This is a genomic window from Thermotoga maritima MSB8, assembly GCF_000008545.1.
Classification (GTDB): Bacteria; Thermotogota; Thermotogae; order Thermotogales; family Thermotogaceae; genus Thermotoga; species Thermotoga maritima.
In genome coordinates, this window is the sequence record NC_000853.1 from 763,605 (window position 1) to 784,756 (window position 21,152).

18 protein-coding genes and 1 tRNA gene are annotated in these 21,152 nt (G+C 44.8%); 1 reads left to right on the forward strand and 18 read right to left on the reverse strand.

The features are described from left to right. From thrS to TM_RS03845, 12 genes are read right to left on the reverse strand one after another with little or no spacing between them, the layout of a single operon-like run. Positions 1-1,923: a threonine--tRNA ligase gene (gene thrS, locus TM_RS03790; protein ID WP_004080983.1), complete on the reverse strand. Its 1,923-nt coding sequence runs from the start codon at positions 1,921-1,923 to the stop codon at positions 1-3. Then, positions 1,920-2,405 (reverse strand): pantetheine-phosphate adenylyltransferase, encoded by a 486-nt coding sequence (gene coaD / locus TM_RS03795; protein ID WP_004080981.1) that lies wholly within the window; start codon positions 2,403-2,405, stop codon positions 1,920-1,922. Before coaD ends, thrS begins: the two co-directional genes overlap by 4 nt. 1 nt (position 2,406) lies before the next feature. After that, positions 2,407-3,036: a metallophosphoesterase family protein gene (locus TM_RS03800; protein WP_004080979.1), complete on the reverse strand. Its 630-nt coding sequence runs from the start codon at positions 3,034-3,036 to the stop codon at positions 2,407-2,409. Continuing rightward, complete coding sequence (locus tag TM_RS03805; RefSeq protein ID WP_004080977.1) at positions 3,036-3,680, reverse strand: hypothetical protein; 645 nt, start codon at positions 3,678-3,680, stop codon at positions 3,036-3,038. Before TM_RS03805 ends, TM_RS03800 begins: the two co-directional genes overlap by 1 nt. Positions 3,681-3,685: 5 nt before the next feature. Next, positions 3,686-4,906 carry a glycosyltransferase family 4 protein gene (locus TM_RS03810; protein ID WP_004080975.1) on the reverse strand — a complete coding sequence of 407 codons (1,221 nt, stop codon included), beginning with the start codon at positions 4,904-4,906 and terminating at the stop codon, positions 3,686-3,688. A 6-nt stretch (positions 4,907-4,912) separates the two neighbouring features. Continuing rightward, a complete protein-coding gene (locus TM_RS03815) occupies positions 4,913-5,338 on the reverse strand; it encodes a hypothetical protein (protein WP_015646121.1) in 426 nt (141 codons plus the stop codon). Further along, positions 5,338-5,724 (reverse strand): hypothetical protein, encoded by a 387-nt coding sequence (locus TM_RS03820; RefSeq protein ID WP_004080971.1) that lies wholly within the window; start codon positions 5,722-5,724, stop codon positions 5,338-5,340. Before TM_RS03820 ends, TM_RS03815 begins: the two co-directional genes overlap by 1 nt. Continuing rightward, the gene (locus TM_RS03825; RefSeq protein ID WP_004080969.1) at positions 5,721-6,929 is read right to left on the reverse strand and encodes a S41 family peptidase; all 1,209 of its coding nucleotides are present in this window, start codon (positions 6,927-6,929) and stop codon (positions 5,721-5,723) included. Before TM_RS03825 ends, TM_RS03820 begins: the two co-directional genes overlap by 4 nt. Next, positions 6,926-7,714 (reverse strand): tRNA (adenine-N1)-methyltransferase, encoded by a 789-nt coding sequence (locus TM_RS03830; RefSeq protein ID WP_004080966.1) that lies wholly within the window; start codon positions 7,712-7,714, stop codon positions 6,926-6,928. Before TM_RS03830 ends, TM_RS03825 begins: the two co-directional genes overlap by 4 nt. After that, the gene (locus TM_RS03835) at positions 7,699-8,145 is read right to left on the reverse strand and encodes a GerMN domain-containing protein (protein WP_004080964.1); all 447 of its coding nucleotides are present in this window, start codon (positions 8,143-8,145) and stop codon (positions 7,699-7,701) included. The genes TM_RS03830 and TM_RS03835 overlap by 16 nt, the downstream gene beginning before the upstream one ends. Next, positions 8,142-9,020 carry a DUF4941 domain-containing protein gene (locus TM_RS03840; RefSeq protein WP_004080962.1) on the reverse strand — a complete coding sequence of 293 codons (879 nt, stop codon included), beginning with the start codon at positions 9,018-9,020 and terminating at the stop codon, positions 8,142-8,144. Before TM_RS03840 ends, TM_RS03835 begins: the two co-directional genes overlap by 4 nt. Then, positions 9,017-10,684 (reverse strand): nucleoside kinase, encoded by a 1,668-nt coding sequence (locus TM_RS03845; protein ID WP_004080960.1) that lies wholly within the window; start codon positions 10,682-10,684, stop codon positions 9,017-9,019. The genes TM_RS03840 and TM_RS03845 overlap by 4 nt, the downstream gene beginning before the upstream one ends. 60 nt (positions 10,685-10,744) lie before the next feature. On the opposite strand from TM_RS03845, the gene TM_RS03850 reads away from it, so the two are divergent. Then, positions 10,745-10,818, forward strand: a tRNA-Gln gene (locus tag TM_RS03850). A gap of 34 nt (positions 10,819-10,852) precedes the next feature. On the opposite strand, the gene aglA is transcribed toward TM_RS03850, so the two are convergent. The 6 genes from aglA to TM_RS03880 form a co-directional block, all read right to left on the reverse strand. Then, positions 10,853-12,268 (reverse strand): alpha-glucosidase AglA, encoded by a 1,416-nt coding sequence (aglA, locus tag TM_RS03855; RefSeq protein ID WP_004080958.1) that lies wholly within the window; start codon positions 12,266-12,268, stop codon positions 10,853-10,855. A gap of 89 nt (positions 12,269-12,357) precedes the next feature. Further along, entirely contained in the window at positions 12,358-13,020 is a 663-nt protein-coding gene (ubiE, locus tag TM_RS03860; RefSeq protein WP_004080956.1) for a bifunctional demethylmenaquinone methyltransferase/2-methoxy-6-polyprenyl-1,4-benzoquinol methylase UbiE, read from the reverse strand. Next, positions 13,017-14,093, reverse strand: a complete 1,077-nt coding sequence (locus TM_RS03865; RefSeq protein WP_004080954.1) for an NAD(P)/FAD-dependent oxidoreductase — start codon at positions 14,091-14,093, stop codon at positions 13,017-13,019. Before TM_RS03865 ends, ubiE begins: the two co-directional genes overlap by 4 nt. 6 nt (positions 14,094-14,099) lie before the next feature. Continuing rightward, positions 14,100-15,296 carry an FprA family A-type flavoprotein gene (locus TM_RS03870; RefSeq protein ID WP_004080952.1) on the reverse strand — a complete coding sequence of 399 codons (1,197 nt, stop codon included), beginning with the start codon at positions 15,294-15,296 and terminating at the stop codon, positions 14,100-14,102. Positions 15,297-15,407: 111 nt separating this feature from the next. After that, positions 15,408-18,542, reverse strand: a complete 3,135-nt coding sequence (locus TM_RS03875) for a glycosyltransferase (protein ID WP_004080950.1) — start codon at positions 18,540-18,542, stop codon at positions 15,408-15,410. Between the two features lie 2 nt (positions 18,543-18,544). Next, positions 18,545-21,127, reverse strand: coding sequence for a glycosyltransferase (locus tag TM_RS03880; RefSeq protein ID WP_004080948.1), 2,583 nt, complete (start codon positions 21,125-21,127; stop codon positions 18,545-18,547). Between the last annotated feature and the right edge of the window lie 25 nt (positions 21,128-21,152).

Consider the following 21,152-nt stretch of genomic DNA (forward strand, 5'->3'; position numbering starts at 1 on the left):
TTATCCCTCCATTGAAAGTTCGAGCTTTCTGCTCAGAACTTCGTTTCTCAGAGTTTCGACGAAGTGTTCTGGATCTACGTCTTTTATCTCTTTTCCCGTTCTTGTTCTCACGGAGATCTTCCCGCTCTCCAGCTCTTTGTCACCTATTATTATCATGTACGGTATTTTCTGGGTTTGAGCCTGTCTGATACGGTATCCAAGAGTTTCACGGCGGTTATCGAAGAAGACCCTGAACCCTTCCTGAGAGATCCTCCTTGCAACCTTTTCCGCACCGTCGTTGTGTTTTTCTGATATGGGAATAACTGCCACCTGGATCGGTGCAAGCCAGGTTGGAAACGCTCCAGCGAAGTGCTCTATCAGGATGCCAAAGAACCTTTCGAGCGAACCGTATATCGCTCTGTGTATCATCACGGCTCTGTGCTCTTTGTTGTCTGGGCCTATGTAAGTGACGTTGAACTTTTCGGGCATCATGAAATCCAGCTGAATCGTGGCACACTGCCACTCTCTTCCTATCGAATCTCTTATGTGGAAGTCTATTTTCGGACCGTAGAAAGCGCCTTCACCCTCGTTCACTTTGTACGAGAGCCCGGCCCTTTCTAAGGCATTCTTCAAGGCGGTTGTTGCCTTCTCCCAAATCGCTTCGTCACCCATGTGATCTTCGGGCATTGTGCTGAGTTCCACTCTGTAGGTGAAGCCGAATTGGCTGTAGATGGTGTTTATGAGATCGAGAACGCCGAGTATCTCTTCCTCGATCTGATCGGGAGTGCAGAATATGTGTGCATCGTCCTGTGTGAAGGATCTCACCCTCATGAGACCGTGGAGAACTCCGCTTCTCTCGTATCTGTGAACCCGGCCAAACTCGAAGAATCTCAGCGGTAGGTCCCTGTAGGAAACCGTCCTGCTCTTGTACACGAGAATGTGACCGGGACAGTTCATGGGTTTCACCGCGTACCTTTCCTCGTCTTTCTCTATGAAGTACATGTTCTCAGCGTAGTGATCCCAGTGACCGGAGATCTTCCAGAGCTGCTCGTTCATTATGAGCGGTGTGAAGATCTCCTGGTATCCTCTCTCACGATGGAGTTCTCTGGAAAATTTCATCAATTCGTTGAGCACTACGACTCCCTTTGGAAGGAAGAACGGCATACCGGGAGCGTACTCGGTGTTCAGCATGAAAAGTTCGAGTTGAGGTCCCAATTTTCTGTGGTCCCTTCGCTGGGCTTCTTCAAGGAATTTCAAGTAATTGTCGAGGTCTTCCTTTTTGGCGAAGGCCGTTCCGTAAACTCTTGTGAGCATGGGATTCTTCTCACTGCCTCGCCAGTACGCGCCTGAAACGGAGAGGAGTTTGAAGTGCTTCACTATTCCTGTCGAAGGAAGATGAGGACCTCTGCAGAGATCCACGAACTCTCCCTGACGGTAGATCGTTACTCTGTTGCCTTCGATCTCCTCTATTAGCTCGAGTTTGTAAGGCTGATCTCTGAAAAGTTCTCTTGCCTCTTCTTTGCTGATCTCCTTTCTTTCTATAGGAAGATTTTCCTTTATTATCTTCTTCATCTCCTGTTCTATCTTTGGGAGATCTTCCTCTGTGAGCCTTCCGTTCTTTATATCGAAATCGTAGTAAAAACCGTTCTCAATGGTGGGGCCGATTCCCAGTTTTACGTTTTCTTTTCCATAGAGTCTCATCACAGCCTGTGCGAGGATGTGTGCCATGGTGTGTCTGTAGAACTCGGGTGCCTCGGGATCCTCCAGAGTTACAAGCCGCAGTTCGCAGTCATTTTCGATGGGTCTTTTCAGGTCCCAGAGTTCACCGTTAACAACCGCTCCGATCGCCTTTTTTATGCCCAGTTCTTTTGCGATCTCCGCCGGTGTGATGCCTCTGTCGTACTCTTTTTCTTTTCCGTCTGGAAGCTTCACCTTTATCTTCATCGCTTTCCCTCCTTCAACTTTTCGTTCAGGGCTCTGGCTACCTCGGGTGGTACCCATTCGGTCACATCACCGCCGTACAGGGCCACTTCCTTCACAAGACTGGAGGATATGAAAGAAAATTTTTCGCTTGCGATCAGAAACACTGTTTCCAGATCGCTGTACAATTTTTTGTTTGCAAGCGCCATCTGCAGCTCGTACTCGTAGTCGGTCACAGCCCTGAGTCCTCTCACCAAGACTTTTATACCATGTTTTTTCAAATAATCCACGAGTAAGCCATGATGAACATCCACCTTCACTCCATCTAGGTCGCTGAGAACCTCTTCTATCAGCTTTTTCCTTTCCTCCAAGGTGAACATACACTTTTTTCTCGGATTCTCCGTGACGAGGACCACAAGCTCGTCGAAAATAGAAAGCGCTCTTTTGATGATGTCCACATGTCCGAGAGTGATGGGATCAAAAGATCCTGGATAGACCGCTTTCACTCTACCATCTCCTGTTTGCACATTCTACCTGAAAGAATTTTCTATCTTCAACCCTAAGAGCGGTGAGTCTTCCTCCGTAGACACATCCCGTATCGATTCCAATTTTATCGCGAGAAACGAACGGCTCTTCAAAGGGAGTGTGTCCGAACACCACGATCTTTCCTGGAAGAGGATTTTCACTGTAGATGAACTCGTCCCTTATCCAGACAAGATCGAAAGGATCCTGATCCTCGAGGGAGACACCCGGTCTTACCCCTCCATGAACGAAAACGTAGTTTTCCTTTTCATAGTGGTATACGGTGTTTTCGAAAAAAGGAAGAAATTTTTTGATCTCTTCGACTCCTCCGAAGCTTTCCACCGTGCTTCTTGCTCCGTTGAAGAACCACAGATCACAATCAGAGCCATTCTTCACACAGTTCAGAAGCATTTCTTCGTGATTTCCTCTCAAAAAAATACACCTGTGGTGTTTCGAAAGTTCTATCAAGAATTCGATCACTTCACGAGAATTCGGTCCCCTGTCAACGTAGTCCCCCATGAAGATCAGCTCGTCTTCTTCAGAGAGTGGAAGTTTTTCCAAAAGACTCTTCAGAGCGTAAAAGCACCCATGAATGTCCCCCACCGCGTAAGTCATCAGAAGATCCTCCCGTACATCATCCAGTTCCAGAGAACGGAGATCAGAACTCCAAAAACTGGACTCATCCACCACCTCACATCGGGCTTTCTGAACTTCCAAAGCCGGTATAGAAAACCAAGGGCGAGGGAAAGGAAAGCGAAGAGATCCTTACCAGCGAGGAGGAACACAAAGAAAGCCAGTCTTTCAGAGATCCCTTCGATATCGGATATCTTTGGATCTCCCGGGACGAAGTTCCTGAAGACGTACGTCACAGCAACGGATACCGCGTTCATCCCAAGCAGATAGAAAACAAACTCCGCTGTCAGGTACGATCCTTTGAAGAGATCTTTCACCGCGGCGTTCAGTACAAGAAAAATCACAAGAAGGGCGACTTCCAGAAGATTTATCAAACGCTTCTTTCCCTTCCGGTGAAGATAGACTCTCAGGAGATCTCCCGTGAGATGCACCACCACAGAGACCAAGAAGACAACCACACCAGTGGTGGACTGAAAGATAACATCGAATGTGAAGGCAAGGATGGCAAAGACCGACCAGATCATGTGCCCGATCAGCTTCCAGCCCCTGTACTCTCTTATCTTTGCGTTGTTCGTGAAACCGTGGTCTGCTACAACGTGCCCGAGAAACAGGTGAAATGGAAACAAGAAGATCACCTCCAGATTCTGTCTTCGATCTTTGAGAAGAACTCTTTCAATTTTTCGAACTTGACGAATTCCTTTATCATGAGAGATGTGTTTATTTCAACAGGACCTTCTTCTATTGCTCTCGTGTATATCTCTTCAAGCCTTTGAACGAATCGATCAACGGACCATTCCTTTCTGACGAATTCTCTCCCCTTTGTTGAGAGCTCTTCTCTGAGTCGATCGTTTTTCAGAATGTGTTTTATCTTTTCGGCGAAGAGTCTTTCATTTTCTTCTTCTATGAGAACCGCTGCTTCGCAATTTTTCAAAACATCCTTAACTCCTTTCCACTTCAGAGCCACCACGGGAAGGCCGGAAGCCAAGGCCTCCAGGAGTACCAGTCCCTGTGTTTCCGTTTTCGAAGCAAAAACAAAGACATCTCCGAGTTTGTAATAGAGGGGAATTTCGTCGTGAGGTACGAATCCTGTGATCTTCAAATCGAGTCCTTTCTCCTTCGCGAATTCCTCCACTTCCTCTCTTTCAGGACCGTCTCCTACCATAATGAAGGCGATGCCCGGTGCGTTCAAACTCTCGAAAACTCTCAGAAGAAAATCCAGATTCTTCTCTTTAGCTATTCTTCCGGCGTAGAGAACCACTTTCTTTCCCTCAGGATTCCATTTTCTTTTCAATTCTTCAGGTGCTTCTACTTCGAATTTCTCCACTTCTATACCGGTGGGTAACACTTCAATGGGTCTTTTCACGCCGTAGCTTTCGAGTTCTCTTTTTATGTCTTCTGTGGGAGCGATCACCACGTTTGTCATATTGCAGAACCACGCGCTGAAGTGTTCCACCAATCTTTTGGGAGGAGTGAAGGGTTTTGGGATGTAGTGTCTGTATTCGGGCAGTAGTGTGTGATACGTGTGAACGTGTGGCAATCCCATTTCCTCCTGAACCCTCAACGCTTTAAACCCTATGAAAAAGGGAGAGTGGCTGTGTATTATCTGGACGTTGTTTTCTCTCATGAACTCCAGAATATTTTTTGTAGAAGCGATGGAGATTCTGTGTTGCGGCTCGAAGGGAAAGGGAATGCTCCTCACAACGAATACATCCTTTTCTTCCTCGGGGGCGGAAGGAGCCACCACCACAACCTTGTGACCACGTTCCGTCAGTTTCTTTTTGTACACCCTTATCGACGTTGCCACGCCGTTTATTTGAGGAGCGTAGGTATCGCTGAACATCGCTATGTTCATCTTCCCTCACCTCATCCATGAGGAGATCTTCCATATGAAAAGGCAAAGCGCAGATGCTCTCACAAGTGAAATAAGAATCAAATTTTTCAGCTCCAGCTTCCTAAAAAGGAACAAAGAAGCGAAAAAGAGAATCAAAAGAGAAATTCGAACATCCAGAAACGCAGAAAGAAGGGGTAAGAAAACGTATGGAGAAAGTGCCCACATCATCTCTGCTGGTGCTCTGTTCGTTATCGTTTTGTAGAGCCCGGATATCGAGAGAGAATAGAGAAAAAACAAAAAGAAATCCTCGAAAATCTTCAGGAGAATCCTGAGCGAGTTGTACACCATCGCTATATCGTTCCAAAAAACGACAGTGTTCACAAAGAACACCAGAATCGGCACCAGAAAAGAGTACTTCTTCCCTGAATCGTCCAGATTTATCAGGTTCAGCATCATTTCACCTTCAAAATGAAGTACATCCCGCTGGAAAAGAAGTATTCTACACCATCTTCTGTGGTCTTGATGGACAGTCTCTCACCCGTCTCTCTTTTCACCACGTTGATCGCCTTTTCAAAGTCTGCTCTGCTCCTGAAAACAAAAGCCTTCCACTCCGGATAGTACTCGGCTTTCTCCACTTCCTTCAAAACCTCGCTCACCAGGATCGATCGGTTGAGTTCTATCTTCATCTCTTCAACGGTTTCTTTGAAGGGTGTTTCAACGACAACATCAAAGGAAGGAAGTCTCTCGATTCTCTTCCTTTCGTTCTTGAAAGATACGTCTACAATCAGTAAAGCCAGAGTTACCACAAACAGGATGAAGAGAAATCCGTTTCTCGTCATTTTATTTTCTCGAGTAACACCTCGAGGCCCTTTTTCACGAATGGATCCTTTTCTGGATCTACTTCTATCTGTTCTCTGGTTTCTGCATGGAGTTCCTCCTCAACGCTTTCTTCTACCAGGACATCGGGCTCTATTCCGATCTTGTGAATGTCCTTTCCAGATGGTGTCAGGTAGTGAGCCGTTGTGAGAAAGAGAACACCACCGTTGCTCAGTGGGAAACCTGTCTGGACTGAACCTTTACCGAAGGTTTTTCTCCCAACAACGGTTGCAATGCCGAGGTCTTTGAGCGCTCCCGTCAGTATCTCGGATGCCGAGGCCGATCCTTCGTTCACCAGAAGTACTATCGGTACGTTCGGATAGCTGTTTCCATAGGATTCGTAGACGTCTTCTTCTCCGAATCCGTTTCTGACCTTCAGAATCACACCTTTGTCGACGAACATGCTGACGATCTTGAGAGCGACATCGAGGTATCCACCGGGGTTGTCCCTCACATCGATTATCAATCCCTTCACACCCTTTTCGAAGATCTTGTCCAGAGCGTTTTTCATGTCGGAATCTGCTTTTTCTCCGAAGCGTGTGATCCTGACGTACCCGATACTTCCTTTTTCCGTTTCTATGAAGGAGTAAAGCACCATCTTTATCTCGATCTTCTCCCTCACGATGGTGAAGGTGAGTTTTTCACCGTCTCTGAGAACCTCGATCGTGACAGAGGTTCCGGGTTCTCCTCTCAGGTTGTTCACGGCTTCCATGTAGGTCATCTTGGACACGGGTGTGCCGTCTATGGTTATGATGAGATCACCCGCTTTGAGTCCAGCCCTCCAGGCGGGAGTGCCATACATAGGAGCCACTACCTTTATAGCGCCATGTTCCGCATCGTAGGTCACTTCTATTCCAAGCCCACCGTACTCTCCCTTCATTTCTATCTGGTTTTCACGGTAGGTTTCTGGGTCCTGGTAGTAGGAAAAATCGTCTCCCGTTCCCTTCACAAGGCCGTCTATCGCGTGGTCTATGAGCTTGTTGATGTCAAGCTTGTCCGCTTCGTAGTAATAGTTCAGGATGTAAGAAAGCGAATCAAAGAACGGCTCCAATGCCTTGTTCACTTCTTCTACGGTGAGATTCGTTTTAGCAGAACCCCCGAGAAGAAGCGCAAGAACGAGTACTACTACACTGACGATAGCAAACTTTGAAATCTGGTTCAGTCTCATTCTGTTTCCTCCCTTCTGCACACTTTGGTGGCGAATATCATGTACGCAGTATGGGCAACCATTCTATCCACCGGTCTCAGTCTTTCCGGAACTGGTTTGTACGGTCTGAAAAGACTTTCCCACACTTCTATCCTTATGAACGGAAGCTCCTGGAGTTTTTTCAGGGTTTCCTGGACTTGGTTTGTCGTTGGACATACGGTTGCGAACCTACCACCGCCTTTCAGAGCTTCCCAGCACTTATCGATGTAGTTCCAAGGATCTGGAACATCCAGGAACAGAGCGTCCACATCTTTTTCATCGAAGCCTTCGGAGATGTCCCTCACCTTTATTGTAACTCTTTCTATCAACCCCCACTTCGTTAGATTACTTTCGGCGAGCTTTGCGAATTCTTCTCTCTTCTCATAAGCAAAGACCTTTCCAGAACTTCCAACGGCCCGCGCGAGCACAGCGCACATGGCACCGCTTCCCACACCTGTGTCGATGATCCTGTCTCCCTCTTTCACATCGAGCATCATCGCGATGAAAGATGAATCCTTTGGATAGACTATCTGGGTCCTTCTTTTCATGTTCATGATCTCGTCGATCAGGCTGGGTATCAAAATGTACCCCTTCTTTCCTGCGGACGTTCGTATGATTTCTCCAGGACCTTTCTCGAACACTTCGTTCAAATCGATGATACCGAGATGAGTGTGAAGCTTTTTATCTTTTTCGAGATCGACCAGAAATTCGCTCTCATCTTCGAAAGAAAGCAGTACTCTGTCTCCAGGCTTCAGCGTATCGGCCACTTTTCCCACACCTCTCTTGGAAAGCTGAATCTGATGTCCACGTGCTTCGCGAGAACATCTCGTTTCTTTCCATCTATTATGATGTACACGTTGTTCACACCCTTTACGTTCAGAAAGGTCGTGTAGAGCACCTGATGGAGGAAGTACCTCTCCGAATCAAAGTTCATTCCCTTCAATTTCTCTCCATAAAAATCGAGAATGAGGTAGTCACCTACAAAGAAGTACGCTCTCAGAACACCTTCTGGAACGAAGGTTTTCAATCCCTCGGGTGGAGAAGAAAGTGCTTCGAAGATTTCGAGAACAGGATTGTCCCTTCCCTCCGTAACTTTCACAATGGGAAGGAGATCTTCGTTCAGATAACAGATCTTCAGTTCAACGGAGAAAAGAACGGATGCCATCAAAAAAACAAGAACAAAGACGCTTTTCCTCATTCCGCCATCAACCTCTCAACGGTATTCAGAAATACGGGCATTTCGTCTTTTCCCTTCAAAAGTACGATCATCCCGATAACACCAACGGGTATATCGTACACAGGACATTCTTCGAGTTTGTAGCCCAGCTCATTTGCTATCTTTCTTGCGAGCTTCAAAGATTCTGAATATGCGGGAAGATCCAAACCGTTCAGGTCTTTCGAAAAGCTCCTCACGATTATTCTTCCATCACCGTAACCCACGAGAAAAACGACATCCTTCTCGTACGGATCGACCCTTTCACCGAAGGGTTTCACAACGTATTTTCCTACCGATTCGGCGGACAACAGAATCCTGAACTGGCCATCACTCTCGGCCGTTCTTTCGATTCTGACATTCTCTTTTTCGTAGAGAACTTCCTCGGGCATCTTAACGACTCCTCTGAACAAGAGCCAATCTTTTGCAATGATTCTCACAGAGTTCTGAGTTTGTTCAACGTCGAAGTTCTTCTCACCTTCGAAATTCACAACGACGGTTTTTCCTATCTCTTCGATCGAGTTCACGCGACACGTTATGATCTTCACACCATCGCCGGTTTGAATGTAATCCACTCCGAAGAGTTTCAAGGTTTCCACCGGAACCCCAGGAGACGGCAGTTTGTTGTTGTCGAGTATGTAGAGGTCTTCAACGTTTGCAAGAACGTGCCCGTTGTACTCGAGGTACCTCATACTTCCCACAGTCCCAGTGGAAGGTGGGGTGACGTCAAACACCCTGGAGTGGATCTCCAGAAGCTGCAGCAGATCATCGAAATTCAAAAGAGTCGCATCGAGTGTGATTGTCTCCGCAAGCAAAGTCACAGAAAAGATAGCAAAGAGCAGTATCAACCTTCTCATCAATATTTGAAGATACTCCTTCCTATGAACTCTCTGAGGATCGATTTATCGGGAATATCTTCTATGTTCGTGATCGGAAGGAAGAAGTCCAGAAGTTTCAGAAGTCTCAGCGCTTCCGAGTACTCTGGAACATCTTCCGGAACTTGAACGAGAAGCGGTTCAGCGAATATCCTGAGCACTGGTATTTCGTAAACCAGGGCCGAGTTGAACATCACATCGGCCTCTTCCTGGAACGGGAAGATGTTTCTTTCTTCACCCTTTCTGACGTTTGGCCACATCTTCAATGTATCGTACGCGGTGTGTCCCCGGAACTTGTAGTCCCTCACGATTCTTCTGATGAGCCGCGTGTCCGTTGTTGTGACTCTGTTGTGATCGTCTATGTTCAGCTGAGTCAATGCACTCACGTATATCTTGAACTTTTGCTCTTTCGGTATTGAGGCCGTCAGACGTTCGTTCAGACCGTGTATTCCTTCGACGATGATGATGTTGTCCTTCTCCAATTTGAGCGTGGGACCTCTCATTCTCTTTCCGGTCTTGAAGTTGAACTTCGGCAGGACCACCTCTTTTCCAGCCAAAAGATCCTGAAGGTTCCTGTTGAAGAGTTCTATGTCGAGGGCCTCTATCGAGTCGAAATCGTAGTTTCCGTTTTCATCACGCGGTGTTTTTTCTCTGTCCACAAAGTAGTCGTCAAGGGAAATGGCAACCGGTTTTAGACCGTTCACTCTGAGCTGGAGTGAGAGTCTCTTGGCGAAGGTGGTCTTTCCCGAAGAGGAAGGACCCGCAATCAGAATGAGCCGTTTTCTTTTGTCTTTTGCGATTTCATCCGCTATGTCTGAGATCTTCTTTTCATGAAGTGCTTCGGAAAGAAGCATAAGGTCAGCCACGTGCCTTTCCCCACGGGCTATGATATCGTTGAGATCGGATACGTACTCGAGTTCCAGAACGTTCAGCCATCGGGCGTATTCGAGGAACACCTGGGAGAGTTTGGGCATGTGGATGACGGGAAGCTCTCTTGTTTTTGGATCCGGATGGACAAGAACGAGCCCCTGATTGTAGGGCTGAACATCGAAAACGTCAATCCTGCCGGTGCTCGGTGGAAGATATCCGTAGAAGTACGCCCAAAAACCATCGCAGTGGTAAAGCTTCACGGTTCTCTTCTTTCTGTACTTGAAGAGGTTGACCGTTTTCACAAGTCCTTCCTTCATTAATATCTCCCTTGCTTCGTCTTTGTAGAACGTTCTCTTCTCAATAGGCAGATCTTTCTCGACGAGTTCTCTCATCTTATCTTTTATGGCGAACACCTGATTCTGATCGGGAACGATTAATTCATTTCCCTTATAGATTTCGCAGTATATCCCCTTCCCGAGTGAGTGAAGGACCTTCAATCGCCATTCCGAATTCAGTTTTCTCACGGCGAGACTTGCGAGGAAGACGAGTCCTCTCTGGTATATTCTGAGTCCGTCGGGATCTGTGAGGTCTAAAAATTCGAGTTCTCCGCTTCTATCGGGTGTTCTGAAGAGTTCTATTATCCTGTTGTTCACCCTCGCAGCCAGTATTTTGTACCTGTAGTACTTCTGGTACTCTCTGGCTATATCGAAGAGATTTTGATTTTCCTCGAAAACGATCTCTCTCCCGTCCAGTTTTGAACGAAGTGTGATCTTTCGCATGCTGGCTTCCTCCCTTGAAGGAGCTTTCCTACAGTGGTAAAATTATAGCACGGAAAGGGTTGGGGCGTGGCCAAGCGGTAAGGCGGCGGACTTTGGATCCGCGATCGGTGGTTCGAATCCACCCGCCCCAGCCAAAAGAAAAGCCCCCGGTCAGGGGGCTTTGTTCTTTCAGAGTTTCTCTTTGTAGTATCTCCTCAACTCTTCGTTGAACGGCAGGTTGAAGATCTCATCGAGCACTTGCACGATCTGCTCGTAGGATTTTGTCCTTGGATCTCTGATGAGGATTTCTTCGAGCACCTTTCTGTCCCTCGAGATGTATGCTTCTAAGTTCCACTCCATTCTCAGAATCCTGGGCCACAGATAGAAGATCTTTATCCGGTGGGTGAGATCGGGTTCCACTTTCTCTCTGTGGATTCCACAGCAGTCCACCCAGACGGGAAGTTCCATCACGACATCATCGGGAAAGTCTTTGAGTGTTCCCTGGTTCTCCACGTTCAGAAAGAGCCTCACACGTTTGTTGTTCGCTATCGCGTTGATGAAAGGAATGTGCTGTTCTCCGCTGAGTTTTCCTTTCGGGAAGATCTCGGGATGTTCCTCTGTGAGTTTCATACCTGGGTTTTGCTGAACCTCTTCTGCGAGTTTTATGAGGCGCTCTCTTGCTCTTCTGAGTTGCTCGTGGAATTTCGGTCTTTCCACTTCGTTGTCTATACCGCCGAACTTTCCAAACCACTTCTTCTTCGTCTCCAGGTTGTAGTGGTACTTCCAGCTGCCGTTCCTCACGGTGTCACCTATCGGAAGCATACCGTAAAATTTGTACATATCCATCGCGGCAGGAGACATCTGTGTGTCCCATGGGTTCTTCGGCTCCCACTCTGGTAGCTTCTTCTCTATCCACTCGTCAAGAAGCGGGTATGCATCTTCTCCTCTGTATCTGAACCTGTTCAGCCAGATACCGTGGTTCACCCCGGCGACCTGCCAGTCTACCTCTTCCGGATCGAGGTCGAGTTTTTCGAAGACTTCATAAACCCCGGCAACACCGTGGCAGAACCCCACTATGTTCGCACCAGTCCACCTTCTCACCGCCTGCGTGATCTCGAAGACGGGATTTGCCGTCTGCATCAAGTACGCTTTGGGTGCCATCTTTTTCATCTTCTCCGCTATCTCGAGGGCGAGCTTCATGTCGGGATAAGAAGAAAGAACGTAGGTGTAAGTGGAAACCATGTTCAGCTCTTGACTGTCTATTCCTCTGTAGTAGCCGTGTTTTTCACCGACCTTTGTGACCTCGTCCCATCTTTGAGAGCCGCTGTCGTGGTACCTCGGATCGTAAGGATAGGCGGTGTTTATGATGAAGTCTGCTCCATCTATGGCTTCATCCAGACTGGATGTTTTTACGATCTTCACAGGAGAGTTCAGCTCTTCCACGTACTTTCTTGCGAGGATGTAAGATGCGTTCAGTCTTCTTTCGTGAACGTCCATCATGTAGATGTGTGTATCTTCCCTTGAAAGTTCCTCCGTCTGAGCGATGTCTCCCACAAGCTGAAGTGCGAACCTCACACTTCCTGCTCCGATGATGGAGATCTTCATGATCCTGCCCCCTTATGTTAAATTCGTTTCTGAGACGAATTAATTACCTGAGAAAATTCTATCAGCTTTTGCAGGTGATCCAAAACATCTCACCAAATCAAATCGCCGATGAAAATTCCCGCTACAGAGAAGAAAAGAGGTTCAAAACTCACCTCGAAGCCTTCTTCTTTCATCATCTCCACTATTTGATCCGGTGTCAGGAAGTTGAGGACTGAGGTGGAGAGGTACCTGTAGGCATGGAAATCCCCACTGAAAAGACCCCCAACGAATGGAACCCAGGTCTTCAAATAAAAAGAGTAGATCTTTCCCGTGAATCTTTTGGTGTTAGGTGGAAGGAGTTCAAGGATCACCAACCTTCCCTTTCTTTTGAGAACTCTTCTGCACTCTCTCAGGACTCTTCTTCTGTCTGAGAAATTTCTGAAGCCGAAAGCCACGGTGATGGCATCGAAACTTCTATCGTAGAAAGGAAGATTGTGAGCGTCTCCTACGATGAACTCTCCATCTTTCAATCTCTTTTCTGCTATTTCCAGCATCTTCGATGAAGAATCCAGGCCTGTGATTTCGAGATGCGGTGCTTTTCTTTTCAGGAGTCTGGCTACATCTCCGGTTCCTGTGGCAAGATCGAGGACCTTTTCTGGATTCACCTCAAGGATGAGTTCCACTACCCGTTTTCTCCATTTTGTATCCATGCCAAAAGAGAGGATTCTATTCAAAAGATCGTACTTTTCCGCTATTCTGTCGAAAAGCCTCATCGCGTGCTTCTTAGTCTTTCCTCCCACTCCCTGGCTTTTCTCACGTCGGAGAGAACGACCACACCGACGATTTTTTCGTCTCTGTAGAAAGACTTTGTTTCGCTGTCGATCCACTCTCCTCTGTCTGTGAGCTCTCCAACTATGGCTATAGGAAAGTCTCCGAACTTGAAGTAAGAAGATCTGAAGTGGAAATCGTACTCATCGGGTATGCCCTTCAACGTGTTTGCCAGAACTTTCGCGTGTGCCATAGCGGCTTTCGCCGTTCCACAGATGATGCCTTCGTGCTCTGCGCAGTCTCCAATGGCATATATGTCAGGTTTCGAGGTTCTGAACGTTTTGTCCACCAAGATGCCTCTGTTCACATCGAGTCCGCTCTCCTTTGCGAGCGACACCTCCGGGACAATTCCTATGGAGCAGAGAATCACCCTCGCCGGTATCTCTTCTTTGTCTGTGACGAGAACATCGTTTTCTATTCTCTCCACGTCCCTGCCGAGGTAAAACTCCACTCCGTGTTTTTCGAGCTCTCCTTTTATTCTCTCTGTCAGTTCTTCGTCCAGCCCCATGAGACGGGTCATTTTCTCAACCACTTTCACTTTGATACCCTGCTTCGACAGATTTCCTGCGATTTCAAGACCGATGAACCCTCCGCCGATGATGAGAAGATCTTTCTCTCTTTCTACTGCTCCTTTCAATCTTTTTGCATCTTCTATCGTCCTCAGAGTGTACATTCGCTCCCAGCCGGGTATCTTCAGTGTCCTTGGCTTTGCACCCGTTGCGAGAACGAGGACGTCATATTCAAGGGTTCCTCTGTCTGTTTCGAGAACTTTCTTTTCTGCGTCTATTCTCTTTGCGGTTGTTCCAAGAAGGAGTTTTATTCCCTTCTTTTCGTACCAGTCGATCGGATAGGGAAAGAGACTTTTTTCTTCCGCCAGTCCCGCGACGTAATGGCTGAGCATGGGTTTCGTGTAGTAGGGCACCGTTTCTCTTTCCACGATGGTGACCTCGTGTTCTTCTGAAAGCTGTTTTGCGAGTTCAACCCCGCCGGGGCCGTTTCCAACGATCACTACTTTCACAGTTCATCACTCCAGTTCTTTTTTGAGAAGAGATATCGCCTCTTCGATCTTTCTCTCATCCATGTTTGAACCTTTTATCTCCGTGAAGGAGAGAATTCTGAACTTCGTTTCTTTCAGAAGCTCTCCTGCTGTTCTTTCTGCGGATGGAGCCCAGCCGTGCACTCCAAAGACGAGGACGGGTTTTTCGTAGTTCGCTTTATCTATTATCTCGAGAAGGGTGAATCTCATGAGTGGATGTATCTCTGCTTCGTAGGTGGAAACACCGAAGATCAGTGCTTCACTGTCCGGGATGTCTTTCAGGATCTCGCTGATCGCGGGTCTCTCTTCGTCGGAGAATTTGTACACAACCGGTGTGAAACCTTTCTCCTTGAGAGAGTCGATCGCCTTCTTCATCACGTTCTCGACGAAGCCGTACATGGAATCGTAGATCACCGTGACCTTTCCTTTTTTCGGATCTCCCTTTGCAACGCTCACGTAGTGATTCAAAAGTCTCTGAGGATCTTTCTTCCAGATCAGTCCGTGCCCTGGAAGGAGCGCCTTTATCTTCAGACTGGAGAGCTTTTCCGCACCTTCGAGGATGTAATTCTTGTAATGGCCTATCACCGTGACGATGTACTTTGTGACGTGGGGAAGGTACCTTTCCACAACGCTCTCGTTTGAGTCGTCCAGGATCTCTGGGAGCAGGTATCCACCACCCACATCACAGCTGAAGAGAATTCCATCAAGATACGTCACCATCGTGTCGGGCCAGTGAAGCCATGGAGTCATGACGAATTTGAATTTTTTTCCTCCGATTTCTCTCTCTTCTCCATCCTTCACGACAGTCACGTCTTTTATGCCGTAGAAGCCTTCGAGAAGTCTTTTTCCGAAGTTCGAAGCGATTATTTCCACATCGTGTCCAATCGTTTTGAGTGTTGCGGGGAGAGATCCGCTGTGGTCCGGCTCGGTGTGGTTTACGATGATGTGCGTGATCTCTTTGGGATCAACGATCTTGGACAGAGCGTCGATGAACTCTTTTGCGTAGTTTCCCTTCCAGCCGTCTATCAGAACGTTTGCACCATTCAGCTTCACAAGATATGCGTTGTAGCTGATCCCTTCGGGTATTTCCCAGACCGCTTCGAAGTATCTTATTCGGTCATCATCTATCCTCAAAACGTAGATTTCCGGATCGTCGAAGATCCTTTCAGTCCAGATTTTTGGCATACAGAGACACCTCCATTAAATTAGGGATTCCAAAGTGATTATAGCAGAAAATGTAAGGAAAGCGGTTTCAAAAACTGGAACAACTATGTGAATTTTTTCATATATTGTAATTTATAGAAGTATACTGGAAAAGCGACGTTTGAATTCTAGATAGTTTTCAAAGAATTTCTGTCCCAATTCCTGACCATAGATTCTAGCAGCGCTTTGCTTCACAGTATTTTCAAGCTGATTGAGAGTTGCCTTATCGAATAATTTTTCTTTTTGTGACATTACCATGAGGAAAGAGATTTGTATGGGAATCTGTTTGATCCTTTCCAAAAGTTTTTTTGAGCTCGATTGTAAGTTACCGACCTCATAGCCCAGGAAAGTGTAGAAAGTAGGAATCATTTTTTCCACAAAATGCTCCAATAAAAGATAATCGGCAAGAATTGTATCCTCGGCAATCGTCATTTTTATTATTCCTACTTTATGAAGAACTTCGGCAAGTTCTTCATAAGCTTTTTGAAGAGGGATACGTTCTATAAGAGTGTCTATTATCGAAAATTTCCCTGAAAGAGAAGTGATTTCTGAAACAAACAATTCTTCTTTGTTTTTGTAAAAATTACTACACCAAATTTCTCCATTGAACTGTTCTCCTGACATCAAAGCATTTGTTACAGTGAGTAATGTTTTTTTGTTCGGAAAATTCAACAAATCATCCAGAAGTTTTTTGACTCCTTTGGAGTAAACAAGATCATCAATATCATGAAAGAAAACAAATGATCCTTGGCTGTGTTTAACGCCTATCAATCTTGAGTGAAAGGTTCCAACGTTTTCTTTATTTCTAATTATCAAAATCTTCTCTCGTAACTTAGGTTCTCCTTTTATGAGCCTTTCAAATAAATCAGCTGTTCCATCAGTTGAACCATCGTCAACTAATACAACTTCGAAATTCTCATAATCGATCCGTTTAATATTATCCACGAGTCTTTTTACATAATTTGCTCCGTTCAAAACAGGTATAACAATAGAAACCAGCGGCTTGGGGACAGTTAATAAGCTTATTTGTGTGCTTTCAAACTTTATTTTCTTGTGATCATCTAATTTCAGAAATTCATCTGCGTAACCTGGCCATTTTGTTGCAAAACAAATCAGCCATGAACCAACTTTTTCACCTTGAAAATATTTTTGCAAATTCTCAGCTATTTTTAAAGGTACCCACTCTGGATTTATCCTTCTCAGGTAAAACGGTTCTGCCAGAACTCCTATTACTTCTTCATGAAGAGGGATCAAACCTGCTCGTCTGATAAGAGGTTCCAAGGTTAAAAAATCTCTTTCAAAACCATATTCCCAGGCACCAAGTTTTTGAGCGGTTTCTTTTGCTGTTTTGTAAACAAACGAACCACTGTACGGAACGCCTACTACAACGAATTTCGCAACTTCACCCATCTGCTTTAACATTTTGATTATGTCGTCATCTTTAAAGTGTTCAACCACTCCCATGTTGAAAGCAATATCAAACTCCTGTGGTTTGAACGATTCTGTTAGTTTGAAACCATCACCTACTTTGAATTCAACGTTTTCAACATTATAATCCTTGCTTATCCTGATTGCTAGTTCGATGGAAGTAGGATCGATGTCTATACCAGTGACATCTGCTTCTCTGAGTGCAAGTTCAATTGAGAACGCCCCTGTTCCAGTTCCGACTTCTAAAATCCGTGCTTTATTGAGAATAAAAAAGCGCTCTAATAAACTTACGAATTCTGATCTAAGACTTTTTCCTGGAAGATCGTTCATGATCGTGAAAGAATCAATTTTACTATACTCTTTCCATATTTTCGCGAAACTATTCTCTGTGTCTGTGGTTGATTTCTTATGGATTGATTTATTTTTTGTTCTGTTGTTATCTTGAAGTTGGACAATGCTCAATATTGATGTAATTTGCTTCTCAAGAGAACAGTTTTTTTCGACAAACGATCTATATTTCTCTGAGTTGTAATCTCTGCTGGTTACAATTCGAATTACTTCGTCGATAAAGTTAAATACAAGATCATCTGGCCACTGCGTCTTTGCCCCAGCGTAGTTATGTATAATAGGTTTTATCCCTTTTGCCATCGCTTCAGCAATGTTGTACCCGAAGCTTTCATGAATACTCGTTGAAAGCAGATAATTTTTATCTTCAAGAAAAGCGTTCACGTCCTCGACCCAGCCGTAGAGTTTTACGTTCTTTTCAAGGCCTGCGTCCTTTATGAAGTGTTTGAAATAATTAGCGTACCTTATTTCCTGAAAATCCCCAGCTATGTGTAAAGTGTATCTTTCATCAATTTTTCTCAACATGCCTATAATTTGAAGCCACATAGCAGGATCTTTTTTATGATTGATGTGAGCCACAACTGCTATGTTGAATCCGGGTTGTCTAACTTTGAACTTAAGTCTGTTCAGATCAAGACCGTTTGGAACAATTACTATCTTGTCTTTTACTTGCTTGTAAACTTCAGAATGGTAATCTCGAAGGATACGTTCTATATGTTCTGCAACAAGAATCAATTTATCGACGTTTTTCCAATTTATTTTTTCAGGGTAATTGGCCAATGCTTCATAGCTGTGAAGTCGACAAAGAATTTTTTTCCCATCCTTTGGAAGCTTATTTGTTACCTCCACTGCCATTTCGTTCGCCCATTCGAGCCAAACGATATCCGCCCAGTTGTAAGCTTCCTGGATCTGTCTGACATCTGTTGTAACAACAAGCTTCACATCGTAGATGTTCGACAAAATCTGAGCTATATCCTTTATGAAGTTGTCCAGACCAGGAAGGCAGAATATGGCAAGCTTTACGTCTTTTTTGAACTGGTCTTTCAGGATTTGGTATTTTTCTTTCATTTCCGGTATGTTGGAAAGTTCTGCTGCCTTTTTGTAATAATAAAGAGCCATCGCTGGATTGTTCTGTTTCAGCTGTGTGTCTCCGAGCATGTCGTAGACTTCCCACGTTTTGTTGTTGATCCTCGTCAAATATCTCCAGGATTCAAAGTATTCTCCCTTTTCGAAGAGCACCTTCGAGTAGTTGAAAAGAGCATCATCGTGAACTGGATTGATATCGAGGGCTTTTTTGAAAAACTCAAGCGCTTCGCTGACTTTACCTTCGTAGTAGTGTATGATTCCAAGTGAGTTGTATTTTTCCACTTCATCTTCTATTTTTTCAGCCATTTCTTTTGCTTTCGAGAATTCTTTTTGTTCAATCTTTTTTCTTATCTCTTCAAAGATGTCCATGATCAGAGCCTCCTTAAGGCTTCAATGAACCTGAGGTTTTTATCAAGTGCTTTCACTTTAACAACGGAGAATCTCAAATCTTCCAGAGTTTTCTTCATTTGATGGGTGGTTCTCAATACTCTAAAAGCAGGATAATACCAAACAGAGTTATTTCTATCTCTCAGATCAGGAACGAAGAAGAAAAGAAGAACCCTTTCAGCATCTTCAGCAATTTTACTCAGATCGAGAGTCTCTTCAACACCAGAAACAACAAGGAGGTTTTTGGAGTCTTCTTTCAGTTCTATTTCCAGATCTTTCAGAATGGATTCAAGACCAGAAGCTTCCCCTTTGATTCTCAGGTCTCTTATATCGCTTTCCAGGAGAACCCCTATCATGTGCTCTTCTTTCACTTTGAATGGAGGTTCCTTCAGGATTTCTTTTTCCCTTTCTTTGTAGAGCTTCAGAGCTTCATCTGTAGGATGTGGAAGTGCGTAGTAGAGGTTTTCTTTTCTCTTCCAAGCTCTGACAGGGTGGATCACACCAAGGCCGGAAAATTTCTCTGTTATGTTCCCCGCCCAGACGATTTCGTCTTCTTTTTTCATGAACGGAAAAGTCTGGTTCGGATAAAGCCCGTCGTATTTGTATCTTCCAAGTGCTATGTCTCCCAGGTTTTCGTTTTCTTCCACTGCCTTTATGTGAAGTTCGAAAGCTTTCGATGGATTTTCTTCTTCCCATGTCTTTGCGAGGCGGTAGTAGTAAAATGAAAGTTTCGAGACGTCTTTTATTCTTTCAAGAAGCGCTCTTGCTTTTTCTTTGCTTTTTGGAAACACAGCCACCGCCGAGGTGTAGATGGCGAGTGGATGATCAGAGATGAGATACAGTTTTTCCGCGTCTTCCTTCGTGAATTCGAGAATGTTGAACGGAAACTCTCTGTAGCCTGAGAAGTATCTGTACAGTTCCTCATAGACTCCTTCTATGTCCGGGTCGAGTCGTGTTTTCAGATCTTCTATCACAGGTTTTATGAAATTTCCTATCTCCGGGGCCAGTTCCAATGCTTTTCTGTACCTCGAGATGGCTTCTGAGAAGTTTCCAAGTTTCAGATACAGGTCACCGATGAGAGCCTGTACGATACCGTTTGGCTTTTCATCGCCTTCTATCTTCGAGAGAATTCTGATGAGCCTTCCTTCTGTTTCCCTATTCTTCAAAAGATCGAAAATGAAAAGAAGTCCGGGGATACCTGTTTTTTCCACAAAGGAGTTAATATCACCGCCTGTCAGGTATTCAAACAGGAAATCCTTTTTTTCTACTAATCTTTTCAAAATGAATTTGGAGATTTTCCTTGAAACGGGTAGTTTGTTCAAAAGTTCTTCGGATGCTTCTATCTCAAATTCTGCGATTTTCTCAACTATTTCATCGAAAAACAGATTTTCAGAGTGTTCAGCGATCTTTTCTACCAATTTAAGTACCTTTTGAAAATTCTCACTTTCATCTATCTCTGAAACAATTTGGAGTGTGAGGGTGAATTTAGACTCATCTATATTATTTTCGATTGCTTTCAGTAGATGTTCATAGGCTTCGTTCCATTTTTTAAGCTTTATACAAGCGTGGCACATGAGAAGGTGAGCTGTTCCTATTTCTTTTATAGTTGTGATGGTGAATTCATACTTTTCAGCCTGCGATAGAGCTTTATTTAAAACATCGAGAAATTTCTTTCCCCATTGATAGAGATTTTCCCAGTCTTTTCTTCTCTCATAGATAGCAAGCTTTGCAAAATATGGATCAGGATTTTCCGGAAAAACCCTTATGGCAGTATCTATGAGTTCTTCCCCTTTTTCAAGAAACCCGTTCAAAATCAGCTCCATTCCGAATATATAAAGAAACTCCAGACCTATTGGAGGTATTTTCCCAACCTTCATTATTTCCTGCAGAGTTTCCCATGCAATTCTGTTTTCTTCATGTTTTCTGCCACCTGTTTTCTCTGTTTTGTAGAGCTGGATAAGGTAATATATCTTTTCAATGGGATTTTTCACAGTTTTTAGTTGTTCCCTGATCAGCGTCGCTGTTCGTTCATACTTGTTCTTTTTGAGCTTTCTTGTCCAGATGTAGCCGTAATGATAAATCACAAATGGTGCATGCACCACCTTTGGTTTATAAACGGCTTGGTTGTGCACAATGTTCTTGTAATAAACAGTACCATTTCTGAAGATTCTAGGGGTTGAGGCTATTTCTGTTCTTTTGAAATCCCAATCAAGATAGCTCACTGTAGGAAGATACACGGTGTTCACGTCTTCTGGAAGGCTTTCCAGAAAACTTCTGATGTTTTGTCTGAACTCTTCTGAAGCTTCTTCGTCAGCGTCCAGGATAAGGACCCACTCGCAGGTGGGAAATTTCAAAGAGAAGTTTCTTGCTTCAGAGAAATCGTTTTTCCACTCGTGGAAGTAGAGCTTGTCCGTGTATTCTCTCACAATCTCTGGTGTTCTGTCTGTAGATCCTGTGTCAACAACCACGATTTCATCGACAACGTCTTTGATACTTTCAAGGGCTCTTCTTATGTTGTGTTCTTCGTCTTTCACTATCATAGCTACAGAAAGCAGGCACTTTCTCATTTTCTCACCTCGGTTGTATATTTCT